A 21,959-nucleotide genomic window follows, 5' to 3' on the forward strand; every position below is an offset into this window, starting at 1 on the left:
CAACCTCACCTCCGCCGTCCAGCACGCCGCCGACACCCGGCACGCCACGCTGGCCTGCCTGCTCGCCGACGCGATCCGCGGCTACTTCCCCGGCCGCGGACGTGCGTCGGAGCAGTTCACCGTCGCGTCGACCGCGCTCCGGGCGGCCACCGAGGTGGATGACCCGCTGCTGGCAACGTCGGCCCACCTCAGCCTCGCCGAGGCCCACGCGGGGCTTGGCCAGTACGAGCCGGCCATCGAGCACTGCGCCTCGGCACGGGCGTTCGCGCTGAAGGCAGGCTGGACCGACGGCGAGTCGACCGTGTTGGGACGCCTGGGCACGATCCACCGCGAGACCGGGAGACTGCGCGACGCCGCGACGTGTTTCCGCCAGGCCCTGGACATCAACACCCGGCTGAGCGCACGCCGCAAACAGGTGCTCGACCTGATGAACCTGGGCGTCACCCACGCCGTGCTCGGTGACCTGGCCGAGGCCGCCGGCCTGTTCGGCCGAGCACACGAGCTCGGCCGCGAGTCGGTCTCCCCGACCAACACCGCGATGGTCCTGCACTGCCTGGGCAACGTGCACCGCTACCTGGGTTCGCTGACGGAGGCCGTCGGATACCTGACGGAGGCGCTGGCCATCAGCCGCGCCGTCAACGAGCTCGGCAGCCAGGCGGGAATCCTGGACAGCCTCGCGGGCGTCCACACCGACAAGGGCCACCACGACGACGCGATGGCGTTCGCCACCGAGGCGCTCTCGCTGGCCAGGCAGGTCGGTGCCCGCCACACCGAGACAGCGGTGCTGGTGAGCCTGGGCGCCATCCACCAAGCCCAGGGCGACCACGGGCAGTCCCTGCGCAGACACGGCGACGCCCACCGCCTGGCCACGGACAACGGCCAGCTGATGGGGGAGCTGGACGCACTCGTCGGACTGGCGTGCGCCCACACCAGCCTCGGCCACCACGAGGCCGCCGGCGAACATGCCAACGCGGCGCTGACCCTGTCCCGCGGGGCCGACCACCGCCTGCAGGAAGGCCAGGCGCTGACCGCCCTCGCCGACAACGCCCTGGCCGCCCGGTCCGTCCCGGAAGCCGCCCGGCTGGCGGAGGAGGCCCGCACCGTCCACAACAAGACCGGCTACCGCCTCGGCGAGGCCCGCAGCCTCCGCACCCTCGGCCACGCCATGTGCCGGCTCGCCGACACCCACGCCGCCCACGCCCACTGGCACGCCGCACTCACCCTGCTGACCGACATCGACACGAGTGAAGCAGAGGACCTCCGCGCCCTGATCGCCCGCGGTTCCTGAACGGCTTGGCCGGGGTGGGCGACGGTGCGGGCGTCGAAGATCGCCCGACCGGACAGTGACACGCCGAGCCGGCGGCGGCCGGTCGAGAACGCTCCCGTGACCGGTGCCGTGGATATCCCCGTCGGCGACCGCCGGGAGAATCGGATCTTCCGATACTCCGATCGGGTTGTCTTTTCTTGAATCAGCGCCAGCCGGGTGTCGTCGTCCGTGTCGTGTATTCGGAGAAGGTGTCACGGACTGCCGATCGCCAGGTTAGGATTCTCTTCGGCAGGCACGATGATTGGGGGAACATGTCCTACCCGGGTGCCGACAACGCTGAGCCGAGTGGATATTCGTTCGCCGATCTCGGTGGGCTCGACGGAGTCATCGGTGGATGGCGAGAACAGCGGGATGAAATCGAACAGGACGGGACGCTGCTGGCCCACGCCGTCCACGGTCTCCGGCCGTCCGCCCACGACGTGGTCACCGCCGGCTACTTCGTCGCGCTGGGTGCCACGTTCGGCGTGTTCCACCACCACAACAACGAGATGGCCCGGTACACGACCGACTACGCGCGGAACCTCGCGGCGAGCCGGCTGCAGATGTCCGTGACCGAGGACGGAGTCAGGGCCGCGTTCTCTCGCGAAGGGGACGGATGATGGGCGCACCGATGTCGGGCCAGGAGATCTACGAGAGCTTCACACGCGGGGACTTCAGTGGTCTGCAGACAAGTGGCGTCGCGACGATGAGGCTCTCGGTCAGCTACGCAGACCGCGCTCAGCGGTTGGACCGCCTGGCCGCGGAAATGGAAAGGGCATGGCAGGGCGACGCCGCCGACTCCGCACGCCGCGGGGCCGGTCCCCTGGCGAACAGGCTCGCGCTGGCGATACCGCAGCTCGGTAACGCGGGAAGGTCGATAGAACAGCAGGCAGAGGAATTCCTGGTCGCCAAGAACTCGGTGGTTCCGGTGCCACCCGTACCCGAGAAGCCCGGTTTCTTCGACAACGTCTTCAGCCTGGGCAACGCTCAGGGCGACTACGAGAAAAAGCTGGCCGCGGCCCAGAGCGCGAACGACAACAACGTCGCCGTGATGACGCGGTACGAGGACGCCACTCGACGCAACGTCGACATGCTCACCCAGATTCCCGCGGCATTCGCGTCCTTTCCGTCGCTCGGTGACGCTCACATTCACGAACTGCCTCCATCGGGGGCGCCGATTCCGGAAACCACGACCACCGGCATACCGCCGGCAGGTCAGGGCGGGCAACCCGCCGCCGACTCGGCGCCGGCCGGCGAAGCGGCCTCGACGTCGCAATCGCGGGCAGGAAACCCGTCGCAGTCCGCCGCGGCCGACGCCGGCCTGGCGGGCACCCGCGCGGAGTCCACCGGCACGGCGGCAGCGAGCGTGGCACCGCTGGACATCGCTTCACCGAAGCAGAGTCTCGCGCCGTCGCTCGACGGGCCGCGTGCCGGTCCGCCGCTCGGGCCGGTCGGTGTCGGTTACGGGTTGGGCGCAGACGCGACGCGCGGCGGCGTGCCGGGCGGACCGCGTGAGCCCGGTGGGCTCGGCGGTCCGCGCGGGGCCGTCGCGAGACCTGTGAGCGACCCCGGCGTACGAGGCCGGGGCCCGGCCTGGCCGGAGAGCCCGGCCGCGCGTGGCGCCGGACGTGCCGGCACCGGACGTGCCGGCGCTGGCGGACCCGTCGGCGCCGGCAGGCGGAGCGAGTCGGAGGACGACCTCGAGCACCGGCGACCGGCCTTCCTGGTCGAGGCGGACCCGGACGAGTTGTTCGGCAACGACCAGACCACGGCGCCGCCGGTGATCGGCGGGTAGGCGACAGGAGATGGCGCTACCACAACCGCTCACGCTGTCGGCCGAGGCGCTGGTCCGGCTCGTCGCCATGGAGAACCTCGGCGAACCGCACGTGGCACTGAGGCCGCCGGCGGTCTGGCGGCCCCGGAAGGATCGGGACGCGTTCGACGAGGCGCTCCGGGACCACTTGGCGTCGATTGGGTTGTTCGACCGCCACGGCCGCGTCGACGTGGAGGTGGCGTCGTCGTTGGCGGTGCTCTGCCGGTCCGGGACCGAGTTCTACGGCTGGATCCATGCCGAGAACCGCACGAAGGCCGTGCTCGCCGCGGCGGTCGGCAAGGAGGGGGTCCTCGCGGTCCGCGACGGCGAGGACGTGCGGTTGCGCCAGATCGGTGCGAAGACCCTGGCAGAGGCCCTGGTCCGGCAGACCGCAGACGTGCCGCCCGGCAGGGGCGGCGCGGTCAGCTTCCTGCGGTCGGAAGCAGCCGCGGCGGTCAACGGCCGGCGAACCAGCGAGAGCGGCGTCCGCACCATGGCCGCCGGCCGGGAGATCCGGTTGGCACAACGCATCACGAGCCAGCCGACCACCGGCGGTGGACAGCTCTTCGTCGCGTGCCGGGACCACATAGGCCCCAGGCGGGCCTGCCAGCACCCGCTGCGCTACGCCGACACTCCCACCGGCCGCTGGCTCAACCTCATGACGCCACTTCCCGGCGGGGACAACCGGATCCTCCTCGCACCCGCCAGCAGGGCCGACCTGGCCACCAGGCTCCACGAGATGCACCACGCACTCACCCGCTGAACCCGTCGTTCCCGCCGGCCGGTTCCGGACCGCGTGTGGCCGGAGAGTCGCACCCTCCGGCTCCCACGGAGCCGAGCGCAACAGCCCACGCTCGCGGCCATCGTCGCCCGGCAGGGCCCACTGCCGCGGTACGTGCTCACCGAGTTCGGCCGGACTGCGGTCACTGCGGCCGGTGCTGGTGGCACTCGCGGTGCCCGGGCGCTTTTCCAGGCGCTGCGCCAGGGCAGGCGTGGACGGTGCGGCCCCCGACGATGACGGTGGTGCCCTCCTGCCCCGGCGGCGCCGAGGTCACGCGTCGCGTGCCGGTCCACCTCCGCCGGGCGTCCGGTGGCTCGCCACGATGGTCACGTGTGCACCACCCGAAGGTCGTCGACGCCGAGTAGACCCGCCAGCGGTACGTGCGCCGTGCGTTGCCGCGGATGCACCGCGAGGCCAGTCGCCCGCACGATCCGCAGCAGTCGTTCCGCCAGTGGCAGCACCATGTGCCGTCCCCAGCACCGTTCGTTGCGATGCCCGAAGGGCACGTAGCCCGGGTGCTCCTCGGGGTCGAGCGTCGCCCAGCGCTGGGGCCGGAAGGCGGCCGGCTCGTCCCACAGCGAGGGGTCGCGGTGGGACAGCAGCGGCAGCAGCAGCACGTCGTCGTCCGGCCGGATCAGTGGGTGCAGGTCGGCGAACTCCGGTGAGGCGACGCGCAGGATGTTCCACGACGGCGGCAGCAGCCGCGCCGACTCCGCGATCACGTACGCGTCGGGCACGTCGGCGAACGGCGCACCCAGCCACAGTGCGTTGGTGACCAGTGCCGACACCGTGAAGCACACCGGCGCCGCCGCCCGGCGGTACATGCCCATCGCGTGCCTGCGTTCGGCGTACCCGCCATGAACCCGTTGTGCCAGCGCCGATCCCGAGCGGGGGCCCGGCAGCGCCGCGCCGGCCGCGATGGTCGTCCAGGTCAGTTTCGTGGTCAGTTCCAGTGTCCGGTCCACCATCACCCGCAGGCGGAACGGGTCGGTGCCGAACACGAGGTCCCGCAGGTAGTTGTGGGCCACGTGCGGCCAGGTTCCCGCGAGATCCGGTGTGCCCTCGGCGACCTTCAGCGCGCGCCGCACGTCCTGGCCGACCGCCTGCATCACCGCGGCCGCCTCGGCGCGGCTTATCTCCTTACCGCGCAAGGGCTTGAAGGTCGGCCGTTCGGCCGGCCCCGCCGGCCGGGCACGGAGCACCGCGTCCATCACGGCGGGATCGGCCACCCCGACGGTGTCCGCGTCGATGCGGAACACGCCGTCCCCGAGGTGATCGTCGAGCAGCCGCCGAATACGCGGCGCGAACACTGTCGCGTTGTTGACGCTGGTCGGGACACGCACGACGATCTCCCCGGAAAGAATCGGCACCCGGACCCGGCCTACCGGATCCGGGCCGATCGACTTAGTACCAGATGTACCAGGCGTGCGATTTCAGGCTCTTGCGGGAACCGATCTTGCGCTTGAGAAGCGTGACCACTCTCATGCTTGCCTCCAGTGCCGATGGTGTGAACATTTCCATCAGTAGTGGATCGTCCGCATCCTGGTCAAGACAAGCCGTGGTCCCGCTTTTCACGGTTTCCCACTCACGAACGAATTTCTCCGGAAATGTCACGCCGATTCCGATTTCGCCACGGTCGGCGCGCCGGTCGGGACACCGTAACGGCACCCGTCACATCAACGGCGCGTTAATTTCCGGGGACATAGGAAAATGGCCGTTTTTGAATTGGTGGAAGCGCTGGTCAATGGCGACCCGGAGCACCGAAACTTTTGGAAAGGTGACCCGACGGTCAGGATCGCCGGACCGGGTCCGGGAACCGGGTGTTGGTGAGCCGCTCGGAAAGCGACCAGAGTCGTGTGGCCACGGCCGGGTCCCCGGCGGTGGCGGAACGCTTGATGAGCTCCGGTGCCCCACGCATGTGCGCGAGATAGCTCGGTCCGGTGAAGCTGTTGCCGGGCAGGTCGGCGACGGCCGCGTACAGGACGGGCAGGGCGCCCTGCTCGGGGGTCTGTGCCACCAGCCTGACGAGGAGCTTGGCCAGGCGGCCGCTGCCGGCGTAGATCTGGGTCGCGACGAAGCCGGGATGGGCCGCCTGCGCCAGCACTGTCGAGCCCGCCTGGTCGAGGCGGCGCTGGAGCTCGGCGGTGAAGAGCAGGTTGGCCAGCTTGGACCGGTTGTAGGCCCGGGCCGGCTGGTAGGGGTGGTGCTCGTCGTGGGGGTCGTCGAAGTCGATGCGGCCGACTCGCTCGGCCTGTGACGAGACGGTCACCACGCGGCCGGTGACGTGCTCGATCAGCAGGTTGGTCAGGGCGAACGGGCCGAGGTGGTTGGTGGCGAACTGCAGTTCGAACCCGTCGGCGGTGCGGCGCAGGTCCGGCACCGACACGCCGGCGTTGTTGATCAGCAGGTCGATGGGCTCCCGCCAGTGCGCGGCGAACGCTCGCACCGAGCCGAGGTCGGCGAGGTCGAGCTCGCGCACCTCGGTCTCGCCCGGTGTCGTACCGGCGGCCGCGCGGCCCTTCTCGACGTCACGGACGGCGAACACGACCCTGGCGCCGGCGCCACCCAGTGCGCGGGCCGTCGCGAGCCCGACACCGCTGTTGGCGCCGGTCACGATCGCCGTCCTGCCGGTCAGGTCAGGGAGGTCGGCGGTGGTGAACTTCATCATGGGCTCCGCGGGTGTTCGAAGGGCTCGAGTGATTGCACTCAGTGGCATCACTGTACAGCGCTGATGCCACTGAGTGCAATCACGGTAGGCTGAGGCCGTGGGCAGATGGGAACCGGACGCGTTCGGACGCCTCCGCGACGCGGCGTTGGCGCTCTTCGTCGAACAGGGCTTCGAGAAGACGACGGTCGCTCAGATCGCCGAGCGAGCCGGCATGAACAGGCGGACCTTCTTTCATCACTTCGCCGACAAGCGCGAGGTGGTCTTCGCCGGCCAGGCGGACTCCGACGAGCTCATCGCCACCGAGATCCGCGCCCAGCCCGACTCCGTCGACCCGCTGCACGCCGCCGTGGCGGGGCTCAGGCTCGCCGCCGACACGCTCTACGAGCAGTACCGCCAGGGCGCGGTCGAGCTCGGTCGCGTCATCGCCGAGAGCCGTGAGCTGCGGGAACGCGAGCTGGTGAAGCGCGCCACGCTCGCCGACCGGATCGCGGCCGCACTCCGCGACCGGGGCACCGCCGAGCCGGTGGCCCTCGTCACCGCGTGGACGGCGGTCGCGGTGTTCTTCGTCGCCAGGAACCGCTGGAACCAGCCCACGAACGACCGGACGCTGGCCGGCCTCATCGAGTTGACCCTCGAGGAGTTCGTCCGCGCCGCGCCGCTTCCGTCCGCGTGACGGAAGCAGCCCCGGACCGTCAGGCTCGGGGGCGTAGTCCGTGCACGAGGAGGGCGAGCAGCCGGTCGGCCTGGGCCGAGCTGTCCGGGGTGTCCTGGGCGGCCCAGGCGATGGCGTTGACCATCCGCAGCACGTCCGTGTCGTCCGCGCCGGCGACGAGCGTGCCTGACCGGCGCGCTCGTGCCAGCAGGGCGGCGGCCACCGCGAACATCTCCGCGTGCCAGGTCGGCACCGGGTCGTCCGCGCGGTCGAGGGCCGAGTTCATCACGAAGGCCGCCAGGCCGCGATAGGTGAGGGCATGCGTGACCGCGGCACGCAGCCAGGTGTGCAAGGCGTCGAACTCGTCCTCGGCGGTCAACAGGCGGTTGCCGAGGTCGACCAGTTCGGCGATCCGCTCGGCGAGCACCTTCTCGATGAGATCCAGCCTCGTGGGGAAGTGCCGGTACAGCGTCCCGCTGGCCACCCCGGCGCGCCGGGCGATCTCGTCCAGTGAGGCGTCCACGCCGGACTCGGCGAACGCGATGCGTGCCTGCTCGACCAACTGCTCGTGGTTGCGTCGGGCGTCCGCGCGCCTGGGGCGCCCGGCACGCGGCGAACCGTTACCTGCCAGCGTGATCACCCGTGGCCCTACTAGCCGGGGACACCGTCCGCTACGGTGTCCGTCTCAACCGGGCTGTGTCTCACCTTAATGTGTGGTCTCGGTATGTGCGAACGCGGGACTCGCTATGTTTGAACGCGGGACTCGCGCGTAGAGCGTGGTTCGAGGTCGCGCTGCGGCGGCGCGTCCGTCCGCAATGGACAGTAGGGCTTTGTAGGGGTTGTTCGGCATCCCGAATCGCCTGATCGTGGACTGGGGCCGGAGCTTGCCGGCCATGTCGACGAGACCTCAGGAGAGCGATGACCGACACCCGAGCCGCCGTGCTGCGCGAGAAGGCCGCCGAGTTCGTGTTCGAGGACGTGACCGTGGGCGACGCGCGCCCCGGCGAGGTGTCGGTCCGGCTCGTCGCGTCGGGCGTCTGCCACACCGACCTGCTGGTGCGTGACCAGGTTCTTCCCCCGGGGCTACCGGCGATCCTCGGCCACGAGGGCAGCGGTGTCGTCACCGCGGTCGGCGCCGGGGTGACCACCGTCGCGCCGGGCGACCCCGTGGTGCTCGCGCCGCTCCACTGCGGACGCTGCCGGAACTGCCTGAGCGCGCACCCGATGCACTGCGACGCGTGGGGCCCGCTGAACCTGCGGGGCCGCCGCGCCGACGGCAGCACGGCGTACCGGGATGCCAGGGGCGTGGAGCTGAACGGACACTTCTTCGGCCAGTCGGCGTTCGCCGGGCACGTCGTGGTCAGCGAGCGGTCGGTGGTGAAGGTGCCGGACACGGCGCCGCTGGCGCTGCTCGGCCCGCTGGGCTGCGGACTCCAGGCCGGTGCGGGGACCGTGCTGCGTGTCCTCGACCCGGAGCCGGGTTCGGCGATCGCGGTGTTCGGCGCAGGCGCCGTCGGCCTGGCCGCCGTGATGGCCGCGCGGGTCGCCGGCTGCGCGCGCATCATCGTGACCGACCTGCACGCGCCGCGCCGCGAGCTGGCGACCGAGCTCGGCGCGACCGACGTGCTGACGCCCGGACCGGACACCGTCAGCCAGATCATGGACCTGACCGGCCGCGGTGTCGGCTACGCCGTCGACGCCGTCGGGCTGCCGCAGACCGCCAGATCCGCGCTCGCGGTGCTCGCCATGGGCGGGACCGCCGCCATCGCCGGCTCGGCGGGCGCCGGGCAGGACGCCGCGTTCGACCTCACCCAGCTGATGGGCCGGCGGGTGTGCGGCGTGATCGAGGGCGACAGCGTGCCGGGGTTGCTCATCCCGCACCTGGTGGCGCTGTACCAGGCCGGCCGGTTCCCGTTCGACCGGCTGGTGCGGACCTACCCGTTCGACGAGCTCAACCGGGCGGTCGCGGACTCCGAGTCCGGCGCGACGGTGAAACCCGTCGTGCTGCACCCGGCTGCCTAGCCGCGACCGACCGCACCCTCCACATCCACGGACTTCGTTCTGGGGCTGCCCGATGCGTGATCTGGACCGTACGACCGACATCGCCGTTGTGGGCATCGCCTGCCGCCTGCCGGGCGCGGCCGACCCCGGGCGGCTGTGGGAGCTGCTGGTGGCCGGCGAGCACGCCGTCGGCGAGGGGCCCGCCGACCGGTGGCCGGACCACGCCGAGGTCCCGCGGTGGGGTGCGTTCCTCGACGACGTGTACGGCTTCGACGCCGACTTCTTCGGGATCTCCGCGCGCGAGGCACCCTTCGTCGACCCACAGCAGCGGCTCATGCTGGAGCTCGGCTGGGAGGCGCTGGAGGACGCCAGGATCATGCCCGGCACGGTGGCGGGCCGGGCGCTCGGCGTGTTCGTCGGCGTGAACATGGACGACCACGCGAAACTCCTGCATGGTCCCGCGCTCGCGCACGGCGGCCACCACGCCATGCCCGGCAACCAGCGCGGGATCATCGCCAACCGGATGTCCTACGTGCTCGGCGCGCGGGGGCCGAGCATCGCGGTCGACACCGCGCAGTCGTCGTCGCTCGTCGCCGTGCACCTGGCGTGCGCGAGCCTGCGTGCCGGGGAGTCGGAGCTGGCGATCGCGGGCGGGGTCAACCTGCATCTGCTCGCGGAGAGCCTGGTGCTGGCGAACCGGTGGGGCGGGCTGTCCCCGGACGGCCGCTGCTACACCTTCGACGCGCGTGCCAACGGTTACGTGCCGGGCGAGGGCGGCGCCGCGGTCCTGCTCAAGCCGCTGGCCCGCGCGGTCGCCGACGGCGACCGGATCCACTGCGTGATCCGCGGCAGCGCGACCAACAACGACGGTGGCGGCGACACGCTCACCACGCCGAGCGCGGCCGCGCAGGAGGCCGTGCTGCGGGCCGCGTACCGGCGTGCCGGCGTCGACCCGGCCGAGGTGCAGTACGTCGAGCTGCACGGCACCGGTACCAGGGCGGGGGATCCCGTCGAGGCGGCCGCGCTGGGGGCCGTGCTCGGCGCCGCTCGGCCACCGCGGCACCCGGTCGTGGTCGGGTCGGCGAAGACGAACGTCGGGCACCTCAGCGGCGCGGCGGGGATCGTCGGCTTCCTGAAGACGGTGCTCAGCCTGCGGCACCGGCGGATTCCGGCGAGCCTCAACTACGAGACCCCGAACCCGGCGATCCAGCCGGACCGGTTGAACCTCAGCGTGGCGCGGGAGACCGGGCCGTGGCCGGCGCCGGACCGCGAGCTGGTCGCCGGCGTCAGCTCGTTCGGCATGGGCGGGAGCAACTGCCATGTCGTGCTCGCCGAGTGGCCGGCCGCCGCGGCGCCTCGGCCGCCGGCCGAGCCGGACGTCGTGCCGGTCGTCGTGCCGGTCGTCGTGCCGTGGCTCGTGTCGGCCAGGTCGCCGGAGGCGTTGCGCGGTCAGGCGGCCCGTCTCTCCACTGTGGACGCGGCGCCGGCCGACGTCGGGTGGTCGCTGGTCGCCACGCGGTCGGCGTTCGAGTTCGGCGGGGTCGCCGTCGGCGCGGACCGGGCCGGCCTCGTGGCCGAGCTGACCGCGCTGGCCGACGGCGACGTCGCCGCCGTGCGTGCGGATCCGGGCTCTTTGGCGGTGGTGTTCACGGGTCAGGGCGCGCAGCGGGTGGGGATGGGCCGGGAGCTCCATGCCGCGTACCCGGTGTTCGCCGCGGCGTTGGACGAGATGTGTGCCGCGTTCGGGCCGGACCTGCGGGAGGTGATCTTCGAGGACCCGGACGAGGTGCTGTCGCGGACGGGGTGGGCTCAGCCGGCGCTGTTCGCGGTCGAGGTGGCGCTGTACCGGTTGCTGGAGTCGTGGGGACTGCGCCCGGACTTCGTCGCCGGGCACTCGATCGGGGAACTGACCGCCGCCTACGTGGCCGGTGTCTGGTCGCTCCAGGACGCGGTGCGGGTGGTGGCCGCGCGGGGCCGGCTGATGCAGGCGTTGCCCGCGGGCGGCGCGATGGTGGCCGTCGAGGCCGGTGCGGAGGAGATCGCGGCGGGGGTGGAGATCGCGGCGGTCAACGGTCCGCGGTCGGTCGTGCTCACCGGCGAGACGGACGTGGTGCTGGCCGAGGCGGCGCGGTTGGAGACGTTGGGGCGCAGGACGAAGCGGCTCCGGGTCAGCCACGCGTTCCACTCCTCGCTCATGGCGCCGATGCTGGACGAGTTCCGTGCCGTGCTGGCGTCGGTCACCTTCCGCGAACCGACGGTTCCGCTGGCCGGCCGGGGTGGTGGTGACCCCGAGTACTGGGTCCGCCATGTTCGCGAAACGGTGCGCTTCGCCGACCACGTCGCGATGTTGTCCGCCGAGGGCGTGACCACCTTCCTCGAGGTCGGGCCCGATGCCGCGCTCACCCCGATGCTGCGGGACTGCGCGCCGGACGGGGTGACCGTGCCGACGCTGCGCCGCGACGGGGACGAGGTCCGGGACGTCGTGCGTGCCCTGGGCATCCTGCACCTGCGGGGTGTCCCGGTCGACTGGGTGGACTTCTTTCCCGATGCCCACGCCGTCGACCTGCCCTCCTACGCCTTCCAGCGCACGCCCTACCGGCTCGACGGCGCCGCTGCGCCGGCGGTGACCGTCCCCGCGGGTACACCGGCGCCCCCGGCCGATGACGTCGACGTGCCCGGTCTCGTGCTGCGCCAGGTGGCCCGCGTGATCGGGCGGCGTCCGAGCGACGTGGACCCCGCCCGGACGTTCCGGGACCTCGGGTTCGACTCGATGATGACGTTCCGGGACCTCGGGTTCGACTCGATGATGTCGTCGGAGCTGTCGGCGGCGCTCGCGGCCGCCACCGGGCTCCGGCTGCCCGGGGGCGTGATCTTCGACCACCCGACGCCCGAGGCGCTCGTCCGGCACGTGCTGGACGAGCTGACCGGTGCGCCCGCCGCCGGCGCGGACGGCGTCACGACCCGTGCCGACGACGCCGAACCCGTCGCGATCGTCGGCATGGCGTGCCGGTTGCCCGGCGGCGTCGCGACGCCCGAGGTGCTGTGGGACCTGCTGGCGGCCGGCGGCGAGACCATCACCGGCTTCCCCCGTGACCGCGGCTGGGACCTCGACGCGCTCCGCCACCCGGACCGCCCCGGTTCTACCGGCGCCCACTCCGGCGGCTTCCTCGACGACGTGGCCGGGTTCGACGCGGCCTTCTTCGGCATCTCGCCGCGCGAGGCCCGGTCGATGGACCCGCAGCAGCGCCTGTTGCTGGAGACGGCGTGGGAGGCGGTGGAACGCGCCGGCATCGATCCCACGACCCTGCGCGGCACCCCCACCGGCGTGTACATCGGCGCGACCACCCAGGACTACGGCCCGCGCGCCCACGAGGCGCCGGAGACGTCCGCCGGGTACCTGCTGACCGGCACCACGCCCAGCGTCATGTCCGGTCGCATCGCCTACACCCTCGGCCTGGAAGGGCCGGCGCTCACGGTGGACACCGCGTGCTCCTCGTCGCTCGTGGCACTGCACCTCGCCGTGCGGGCCCTGCGTGCGGGTGAGTGCACGGCCGCGCTCGCGGGCGGGGTCGCCGTGCTCTCGACCCCCGGCATGTTCGTCGAGTTCGACCGGCAGGGCGGGCTCGCCGCGGACGGGCGGTGCAAGGCGTTCGCCGCGGGCGCCGACGGGACGAGCTGGGCCGAGGGCGCCGGCGTGCTCGTCGTGATGCGGCTGTCCGACGCCGTCCGCGACGGACGCCGTGTCCTCGCCGTCGTGCAGGGCAGCGCGGTCAACCAGGACGGCGCCTCGAACGGGCTGACGGCGCCGAACGGCCCGTCACAGCAGCGGGTGATCCGGGCCGCCCTGGCCGACGCGGGACTGTCGCCGTCCGACGTCGACGCCGTGGAGGCGCACGGCACCGGCACCCCGCTCGGCGACCCGATCGAGGCGCACGCGTTGCTCGGGACGTACGGCCGGGACCGCGCCGAGCCGCTGTGGCTGGGGTCGCTCAAGTCGAACGTCGGGCACACGCAGGCCGCCGCCGGCGTGGCCGGTGTGATCAAGATGGTGCTCGCCCTCCAACGTGAGACGCTGCCGAGGACGCTCCACGCCGAGGACCCGACCCCGCAGGTCGACTGGCCCGCCTCCGCGCTGGAGCTGCTGACCGAACCGGTGCCGTGGCCACGCGGGGAGCGCCCGCGCCGGGCGGCGGTGTCGTCGTTCGGGATCAGCGGGACGAACGCGCACGTGATCCTGGCGGAGGGGCCCGCGGCCGCGCCCGCCCCGCGGAGCCTGTCGCGCCCGCCGGTCGTGCCGTGGGCGGTGTCGGCGAAGTCGGCCGAGGCGCTGCGAAACGCCGCGTCCCGACTGTCCACTGTGGCGGACGAACCGGATAGCGAACCGATGGACGTCGGCTGGTCGCTGGTGTCCACCCGGCCGTCGTTCGAGCACCGCGCCGTGGTCGTCGGTGGGGACCGGGACGAGCTGGCGGCGGGGTTGCGCGCGCTGGCGGCGGACGAGCGCTCGCCGCTCGTGGTCCGGGGCACCGTGACGGGCGGGCGGCTCGCGCTGGTGTTCACCGGGCAGGGTGCGCAGCGGGTGGGCATGGGCCGGGAGCTGTACGCCGGCCATCCCGTGTTCGCGACGGCGCTGGACGAGGTGTGTGCGGCGTTCGGCCCGGGGTTGCGTGAGGTGATCTTCGAGGATCCGGATGTCGTTCTGGGGCACACGGGGTGGGCGCAGCCGGCGTTGTTCGCGGTCGAGGTGGCGCTTTTCCGTTTGTTGGAGTCGTGGGGTGTGGTGCCGGATTTCGTTGCTGGGCACTCGATTGGTGAGTTGACGGCCGCGTACGTGGCGGGTGTCTGGTCGCTCGGGGACGCGGTGCGGGTGGTGGCCGCGCGGGCCCGGTTGATGCAGGCGCTCCCGGCCGGCGGCGCGATGGTGGCGGTGGCGGCGGCCGAGGACGAGATCGGCGCGGGCGTCGAGATCGCGGCCGTCAACGGGCCGCGGTCGGTGGTGCTCACCGGCGACGCCGACGTGGTGCTGGCCGAGTCCGCTCGGCTGGAGGCGTTGGGGTGCAAGACGAAGCGGCTCGACGTGAGTCACGCGTTCCACTCGTCGTCGATGGCTCCGATGCTGGACGAGTTCCGGGCGGTGCTGGCGTCGGTCACCTGCCATGAGCCCGTGGTTCCGTTGGTGTCCAACCTGACCGGTGAGATCGCCGGCGACACCGGTCCCGACTACTGGGTCCGCCATGTCCGCGAGCGGGTCCGCTTCGCCGACGGCATCACGACGTTGACGGCACACGGGGTGACCACGTTCGTCGAGGTGGGACCGGATGCCGCGCTCACGCCGATGATCGCCGAGGTGGCGCCGGAGGCCGCGGTCGTGTCCACGTTGCGCCGCGGTCGGGACGAGGTCCGGGCCGTCACCGGGACCGTGGCGCGGCTCCATGTCCGGGGGTGCCGGGCCGACCTGGCGGCGCTGTTCCCCGGTGCCCGCGCCGTCGACCTGCCGACCTACCCCTTCCGGCACGAACGCTTCTGGCTCGGCACCGGGCCGGCCGGTCACCCGCTGGCCGGCACCGCGGTCCACCTCGCCGACGACGGCGGGCTCGTGCTCACCGGCCGGCTCGCCACCGGGGCCCAGCCGTGGCTCGCCGACCACACCATCCTCGGCGCCGTCATGCTCCCCGGCGCCGCGTTCGTCGAGCTGGCCGCGCACGCCGCCGCGCTCGCCGGGCTCACCGAGGTCGCCGAGCTGACCGTGCAGGCGCCGCTCGTCCTGCCCGAGCACGGTCACGTGCACGTCCAGGTGAGCGTGCGCGGACCGGGCGACGACGGCGCGGGGCTGGCGATCCACGCACGGCCGGACGAGGACGGCGACTGGACCCTCCACGCGACCGGGACCGCGCACACCGGCGAGACCGCCCCCGTGGCGCTCACCGAGTGGCCACCACCGGACGGGCAGCCGGTCGACCTCGACGCGGCGTACGAGAACCTGGCCGAGGCCGGTTATGGCTACGGGCCGGCCTTCCGCGGGCTGACCGCGGTGTGGACCGCCGGTGACGACCTGTACGCCGAGGTCGCGCTGCCCCCGGGCGAGCAGGCGGACGCGGACGCGTTCGGGCTGCATCCGGCTCTGCTCGACGCCGTGCTGCACGCCGACCTGGTCGCGGGTGAGGGGACCGGGCGGCTGCCGTTCTCCTGGAACGGCGTCACGCTGCACGCGCGGGGTGCCACGGCACTGCGGGCCCGGCTGCGCCGCACCGGACCCGGCACCACCGAGATCGCGCTCGCCGACCGCACCGGACAGCCCGTCGCGACCGTCGGTGCGCTGCTGTGGCGACCAGTCGACCCCGACGCCCTCCGCGACGCGGGCGCCCCGGCCCGCCACGCCCTGTTCGAGGTGCGGTGGCTCCCCGCCGCCACGCGGTCCACCGTGGACACCTCGCGGTGGGTGGTGCTCGGCGACCACCCGGACCTCGCCGGCACCCGCAGCCCGGACCTGACCGCGCTGCGTGCCGAGATCGTCGCCGGCGCACCGGTGCCGGACGTGGTGGTCGCCGTCGCGGCGGAGGCGCCCGATCCCGACGGCCTGCCCGCGACGGCGCGTTCCAGGGCCGCCGAGACACTGGCACTGGTCCAGGACTGGCTCACGGGTGACACGTTCGACGAGTCCCGCCTTGTCGTGCTCACCTCGGGCGCGGCCGGACCGGGGCCGGTGACCGACCTCGCCTACGCGCCCGTCTGGGGCCTGCTGCGCAGCGCGGGGACCGAGCACCCGGGGCGGTTCGTACTCGTCGACGCCGACTCCTCGGGCGTCGCGCTGCTGCCGGCGGCCGTGGCCACCGGCGAACCGCAGGTTGCCATCCGCGACGGCGAGCTCACCGCGCCGCGGCTGGCCCGGGCGGTGCCGGCCGAGCCGGAGCCGGGGTTCGACGGGACCGGCACCGTGCTCGTCACCGGGGCGTTCGGCCGCATCGGCAGGCTCGTCGCGCGGCGGCTGGTCGTCAGCCACGGCGTCCGCCACCTGCTCCTCACCAGCCGCCGCGGCGCCGACGCCGACGGGGCCGCGGCGCTGGCCGCCGAGCTTGCCGGGCTCGGCGCCGACGTGCGGGTCGCGGCATGTGACCTCGCCGACCGGAACGCCGTCGCCGAGCTGCTCGCGGCCATCCCGCCGGACCGCCCGCTGCGCGGTGTGGTGCACGCGGCCGGCATTCTCGACGACGGCGTGCTCACCTCGCTCGACGCGGAGCGGGTCGCCGCGGTGCTCCGACCCAAGGTCGACGCCGCCTGGCACCTGCACGAGCTGACGCGTGAGCTGCCGCTGTCCGCGTTCGTGCTGTTCTCGTCCGTGTCCGGGCTCGTCGGCGCGGCCGGACAGAGCGCGTACGCCGCCGCCAACACCTTCCTCGACGCGCTGGTCGCGCACCGCCGCGGCCAGGGGCTGCCGGGGCAGTCGCTGGCCTGGGGCCTGTGGCGCCGGTCCACCGGCATGGGCGAGCGGCTCGACGAGACGGACCTCGCGCGCATGTCCCGCGCCGGGGTCGGCGAACTGTCCGAAGAGGACGCCCTGGCGCTGTTCGACGTCGCCGTCCGGCAACCCGCCGCGCTGCTCGCGCCGATCCGGTTCGACGGCGCCGTCGTCCGGGCCCGCGCCGAGCAGGACGGCGTGCCCGCGCTGCTGCGGCTGCTCGTCCGCCCACCCACCCGCCGGGTGACCGCCGGCGCCGAGGACGGGCGGCGGAGCCTGAGCGACCGGCTCGCGGCCATGCCGCCACGCGAGCGTGAGACGACGCTTCGCGAACACGTCCTGGCACAGGCGGCGCTCGTGCTCGGGCACTCCTCGGCAGCCGCCGTCGACCCGGGCCGGCCGTTCAGGGAGCTGGGGTTCGACTCGCTCGCCACGGTCGAACTGCGGAACAGGGTGAACGCGACGACCGGTCTGCGGTTGCCGGCGAGCCTGCTGTTCGACCACCCCACGCCCGACGCGCTGACCGCCCACCTCGCGGCCCTGCTGGGCGGTGACCCGCGCGCGACGACGGCGCCCGTCGCCACGGTCGCGGACAGCGGCGACCCGATCGCCGTCGTGGGCATGGCGTGCCGCTACCCGGGCGGCGTGCGCACGCCGGACGACCTCTGGCGGCTCGTCGCGTCCGGCGCCGACGCCATCACCACCTTCCCCACCGACCGGGGCTGGGACCTCGACAACCTCTACGACCCCGATCCCGACCGGCCGGGCCGGAGCTACACCCGCGAAGGCGGTTTCCTCCACGACGCGGCCGAGTTCGACGCCGCGTTCTTCGGCATCTCGCCGCGTGAGGCGCTCGCCATGGACCCGCAGCAGCGGCTGCTGCTCGAGACGTCGTGGGAGGCCGTCGAGCACGCCGGCATCGACCCGACCAGCCTTCGCGGCAGCCGGACCGGTGTGTTCGCCGGGATCATGTACCACGACTACGCCCCGCCGCTGGACCAGATGCCCGAGCAGTTGGAAGGAGTGCTGCTCACCGGGAACACCGGCAGCGTGATGTCCGGCCGGATCGCGTACACGTTCGGGCTGGAGGGTCCGGCGGTCACCGTGGACACGGCGTGCTCGTCCTCGTTGGTGGCGCTGCACATGGCCGTGCAGGCGCTGCGGACCGGGGAGTGCGACATGGCGCTCGTCGGCGGCGCGACCGTGATGTCGACCCCCGGCACGTTCGTGGAGTTCAGCCGTCAGCGCGGGCTGTCGGCGGACGGCCGCTGCAAGGCGTTCGCCGAGGAGGCGGACGGCACGGGGTGGGCCGAGGGTGTCGGCATGCTGCTCGTCGAGCGGTTGTCGGAGGCGGAACGCCTCGGACATCGGGTGCTGGCGGTGGTTCGGGGCACTGCGGTCAACTCCGACGGCGCGTCGAACGGGTTGACGGCGCCGAACGGCCTGGCGCAGCAGCGGGTGATCCGGCAGGCGCTCGCGAACGCGCGGCTCGATCCGTCCGATGTGGACCTTGTCGAGGCGCACGGGACGGGCACCAGGCTTGGTGACCCGATCGAGGCGCAGGCGCTGTTGGCGACGTACGGGCAGGACCGTGACCGGCCGCTGTGGCTGGGTTCGCTGAAGTCGAACATCGGCCACAGCCAGGCCGCGGCCGGCGTCGGCGGCGTGATCAAGATGATCCAGGCGTTCCGGCACCACCTGCTGCCGAAGACGCTGCACGCCGGCACCCCGACGTCCCAGGTGGACTGGGCGGACAGCGCCGTCAGGCTGCTCGTCGAGGCGCAGCCGTGGGAGGTGGCCGGCCGGCCGCGGCGCGCGGCGGTGTCGTCCTTCGGCATCAGCGGCACCAACGCCCACGTCGTCCTCGAACAGCCCGCGGAGGTGCTCGTGCCGCCCCCGCACCACGAGCCGGCCGCCGTGCCGTGGGTGCTCTCCGCGCGGACCGAGGCCGGCGTGCGTGCGCAGGCGGCACGGCTCGCCGCCGCGACCGGCGACCCGGCGGGCATCGGGTACTCACTCGTGGCGGCACGGCCACGGTTCGAGCACCGCGCGGTGGTCGTGGGACGGGACGAGGAGACCCTGCGGGCCGGGCTGGCGGCGCTCGCGGCGGGCCACCCGGCGGCCAACGTCGTCACCGGCGCCGGCGCGACCTCCGGGGTGGTGTTCGTGTTTCCCGGTCAGGGTGCGCAGTGGGCCGGGATGGCGGTGGGGTTGTTGGAAGACTCGCCGGTGTTCGCGGAGCGGATGGCCGAGTGTGCGGCGGCGTTGGATCCGTTGACGGGGTGGTCGTTGCTCGACGTGGTCCGCGGCGTCCCCCGCGCGCCGGGGCTGGACCGGGTGGACGTCGTGCAGCCGGTCCTGTTCGCCGTGATGGTCTCGCTCGCCCGGTTGTGGGGTTCTCTTGGGGTTCTGCCGGAAGCCGTGATCGGGCACTCTCAAGGGGAGATCGCGGCCGCGTGTGTGGCCGGCGCACTGTCGCTTCCGGACGCCGCGCGGGTCGTGGCGTTGCGTAGCAAGGCGTTGCTGGCCCTGGCCGGTGGCGGCGCGATGACATCGGTCGCACTGCCCGCCGAGGCGGTGCGCGTACGACTGGAACAGTGGGGGGACCGGGTGTCGGTGGCGGCGGTCAACGGGCCGGCCTCGACGGTCGTCGCGGGCGACACCGAAGCGCTCGACGAGCTCGAGGCGCAACTGGCCGCGACGGACGTCCGGGTCCGCCGCGTCCCGGTCGACTACGCCTCCCACTCCGCACACGTCGAGGCCATCGAGGACGTGCTCGTCGGGCAGCTCGCCGGAATCGAACCGGTTCCCGCGACCGTGCCGGTGTACTCGTCGCTCACCGGCGCGGTGCTGGACACGTCCGGGATGGACGCGAGGTACTGGTACCGCAACCTGCGGCACACGGTCCGCTTCGAGGACGCGGTGCGAGCGGCGCTGGCCGCCGGGCGCGGCACCTTCGTGGAGGTCAGCCCGCACCCGGTGCTGGGCATTGGGGTCGCGGAGACGTGCGAGAGCGCGGGCGTCCAGGCGGTGTCGGTGGGCACTCTTCGCCGTGACGACGGTGGCATGGAACGGTTCCTGGCATCCGCGGCCGAGCTGCACGTGCGTGGCGTGCCGGTCGACTGGACCGGCCTGTTCGGCGCCGCGCCCATCGTCGAGCTGCCGACCTACCCCTTCGAACGGGAGCGGTACTGGCTGACACCCGCATCCGCGCGTGCCGCGGCCGATCCGGCGGAGACGGACTTCTGGCGGGCGGTGGACGCGCGGGACGGTGCCCGGCTCGCCGAGCTCGTCGCGCCGGGTGAGCTCGGCGCGGACTCGTTCGCGGACGTCCTGCCCGCGCTGACATCCTGGCGCGCACGCCATCGCGAGCGTGCGCTGGCCGACTCGTGGCGCTACCGGATCGCGTGGCGGCCGGTGCCCGTGCCGGCGTCGACCGTCCTCAGTGGACGCTGGCTCGTGGTCGCCGGCGAGCACGGCGAGCAGGACGACCGTGTGGTCGAGGTCGCGGGCGCGCTCGCCGTGGCGGGCGCCGAACCGGTGGTGCTGCGGGTGAGCGGGGAGGACCGCGCCGCGCTGGCGGCGAGACTGTCCGGCGAGCTGTTCGGTGAGCTGCCTGGTGAGCTGGCCGGCGTCGTGTCGCTGCCCGGCGGCCGGCGGCCCGTCGCCGACACCGTCACGCTTGTGCAGGCCCTCGGTGACGCGGGAGTCCGGGCGCCGCTGTGGTGTGTGACCGACGGTGCCGTCGGCGTCGACGGCAACGCGCCGTCCGATGTGGACGGTGCGATGCTGTGGGGCCTCGGCCGGGTCGCCGCACTCGAGCTGCCCGACCGCTGGGGTGGCCTGGTGGACCTGCCGGCCGGTCCGGAGCAGGCCGCGCTGCTCGCCGCGGTGGTGAGCGGGGTGACCGGCGAGGACCAGGTCGCCGTGCGCGGCGGGAGGATCCTGGCCAGGCGGCTGGAGCACGCGCCGCGGGTGGCCGCCGCGCCGTGGCGTCCCCGCGGGACGGTGCTGATCACCGGCGGCACCGGTGCGCTCGGCGCGCGGGTGGCGCGGTGGGCCGTGCGGTCGGGCGCCGAACACGTGGTCCTGGTGAGCCGGCGCGGGCCTGCCGCCCCCGGCGCCGAGGAGCTGTGTGCCGAGCTGACCGCGGCCGGGGCACGCGCGACGGCGGTCGCGTGCGACGTGGCCGACGGCGCCGCCGTCACCGGCCTGCTCGACCGGGTGGGTCCGGTCGACGCGGTCGTGCATGCCGCCGGTGTGGTGACGTACGTGCCGATCGCGGAGACGTCGGTGGCGGAGTTCGCCGACGCGCTGACCGTGAAGGTCGAGGGCGCCAGGAACCTCGACGCCGCGCTCGGTGACAAGCCCCTGGACGCGTTCGTCCTGTTCTCCTCCGGCGCGGGCGTCTGGGGTGGCGGCGAGCAGGGCGCCTACGCCGCTGCGAACGCGTACCTGGAGGCGCTGGCCCAGTGGCGTGCCGCCCGGGGCCGCCCGGCGACCGCGATCGCGTGGGGCTCGTGGGGCACCGGCGGCATGCTCACCGACGACCGGCGCGTGCTGCTGGACCGTGCCGGGGTGCGCACCATGGATCCCGAGCCGGCTCTTGCCGCGATGGCCGCGGCGGTCGGGGCGGGCGAGCCGTCCGTGACCGTCGCCGCCATGGACTGGGTCCGCTTCCACGCCGGGTTCACCGTGCGCAGGCCGAGCCCGCTGCTGCGCGACCTGCCGGAGGTCGCCGAGGCGCTCGCCGCGGCGACCGCGACCGGCGAGGCGCCCGCCGGCACGCTGGCCGACCGTCTCGCCGGGCTGCCACCCGCGATGCGGGAACGCCACGTGCTCGAGTTGGTCCGCGCCACGACCGCGAGCGTGCTCGGGCACGCCGCACCCGCGAGCGTCGACCCGGACCGCGCCCTGCGGGAGGTCGGCCTCGACTCGCTGACCGCGGTGGAACTGCGCAACCGGCTCGCCGCCGCGACCGGCCTCACCCTGCCCGCCGCACTGGTCTTCGACTTCCCGACACCGGCGAAGATCGCGGCGCACCTGCGGTCGCTGTCCGGCGCCCCGGCGCGGACCGCGGCGGAACACGACGAGATCCATCGGCTCCTCGCCGGCCTCTCCGGCGAGGAGCTGCGCGGCTCCGGCGTGCTCCAGGCGCTGCGCGACCTGGCGGCACGGGACGCGGCCCCGACCGGCGATACGGGCGTCGACGACATCGACGAGCTCGGCATCGACGACCTCGTGCGCATGGCGTCCGGCCGGGACTGACCACAAGAGACTGG

At 73.5% G+C, this 21,959-nt stretch carries 11 protein-coding genes; 7 read left to right on the top strand and 4 right to left on the bottom strand.

The genetic code is table 11. The annotated features are described in order from the left end of the window. Window positions 1-154 precede the first annotated feature (154 nt). From VET29_RS02275 to VET29_RS02290, 4 genes are all read left to right on the top strand, one after another. Entirely contained in the window at window positions 155-1,288 is a 1,134-nt protein-coding gene (locus VET29_RS02275; protein ID WP_414636431.1) for a tetratricopeptide repeat protein, read from the top strand. A 290-nt stretch (window positions 1,289-1,578) separates the two neighbouring features. Next, window positions 1,579-1,926 carry a hypothetical protein gene (locus VET29_RS02280; protein ID WP_324913840.1) on the top strand — a complete coding sequence of 116 codons (348 nt, stop codon included), beginning with the start codon at window positions 1,579-1,581 and terminating at the stop codon, window positions 1,924-1,926. Beyond that, window positions 1,923-3,101 (top strand): hypothetical protein, encoded by a 1,179-nt coding sequence (locus VET29_RS02285; RefSeq protein WP_324913842.1) that lies wholly within the window; start codon window positions 1,923-1,925, stop codon window positions 3,099-3,101. Before VET29_RS02280 ends, VET29_RS02285 begins: the two co-directional genes overlap by 4 nt. Before the next feature lie 10 nt (window positions 3,102-3,111). Further along, the gene (locus VET29_RS02290) at window positions 3,112-3,882 is read left to right on the top strand and encodes an ESX secretion-associated protein EspG (protein ID WP_324913844.1); all 771 of its coding nucleotides are present in this window, start codon (window positions 3,112-3,114) and stop codon (window positions 3,880-3,882) included. A gap of 344 nt (window positions 3,883-4,226) precedes the next feature. Here VET29_RS02290 and VET29_RS02295 read toward each other — a convergent pair whose 3' ends face one another. The 3 genes from VET29_RS02295 to VET29_RS02305 all read right to left on the bottom strand — a co-directional run bounded on the left by VET29_RS02295 (window position 4,227) and on the right by VET29_RS02305 (window position 6,568). Then, entirely contained in the window at window positions 4,227-5,243 is a 1,017-nt protein-coding gene (locus VET29_RS02295) for a cytochrome P450 (protein WP_324913846.1), read from the bottom strand. Between the two features lie 61 nt (window positions 5,244-5,304). Continuing rightward, on the bottom strand, window positions 5,305-5,514 hold the full coding sequence (locus VET29_RS02300; protein ID WP_324913848.1) for a tryptorubin family RiPP precursor: 210 nt from the start codon (window positions 5,512-5,514) through the stop codon (window positions 5,305-5,307). Window positions 5,515-5,689: 175 nt separating this feature from the next. Further along, on the bottom strand, window positions 5,690-6,568 hold the full coding sequence (locus tag VET29_RS02305; protein ID WP_324913850.1) for an oxidoreductase: 879 nt from the start codon (window positions 6,566-6,568) through the stop codon (window positions 5,690-5,692). Window positions 6,569-6,665: 97 nt separating this feature from the next. On the opposite strand from VET29_RS02305, the gene VET29_RS02310 reads away from it, so the two are divergent. Beyond that, the gene (locus VET29_RS02310) at window positions 6,666-7,241 is read left to right on the top strand and encodes a helix-turn-helix domain-containing protein (protein WP_324913852.1); all 576 of its coding nucleotides are present in this window, start codon (window positions 6,666-6,668) and stop codon (window positions 7,239-7,241) included. A gap of 19 nt (window positions 7,242-7,260) precedes the next feature. Here the strand turns inward: VET29_RS02310 and VET29_RS02315 are convergent, their stop codons facing one another. Next, a complete protein-coding gene (locus VET29_RS02315) occupies window positions 7,261-7,860 on the bottom strand; it encodes a TetR/AcrR family transcriptional regulator (protein WP_324913854.1) in 600 nt (199 codons plus the stop codon). Window positions 7,861-8,138: 278 nt separating this feature from the next. Between VET29_RS02315 and VET29_RS02320 the strand changes: the two genes are divergently transcribed. Both VET29_RS02320 and VET29_RS02325 read left to right on the top strand, forming a co-directional pair. Beyond that, the gene (locus tag VET29_RS02320; RefSeq protein WP_324913856.1) at window positions 8,139-9,242 is read left to right on the top strand and encodes an NAD(P)-dependent alcohol dehydrogenase; all 1,104 of its coding nucleotides are present in this window, start codon (window positions 8,139-8,141) and stop codon (window positions 9,240-9,242) included. Window positions 9,243-9,294: 52 nt separating this feature from the next. Beyond that, on the top strand, window positions 9,295-21,945 hold the full coding sequence (locus VET29_RS02325; protein ID WP_324913858.1) for a type I polyketide synthase: 12,651 nt from the start codon (window positions 9,295-9,297) through the stop codon (window positions 21,943-21,945). Window positions 21,946-21,959: the final 14 nt, after the last annotated feature.

The sequence above is a fragment of the Actinophytocola sp. genome, assembly GCF_035634895.1.
Taxonomy (GTDB): Bacteria; Actinomycetota; Actinomycetes; order Mycobacteriales; family Pseudonocardiaceae; genus Actinophytocola.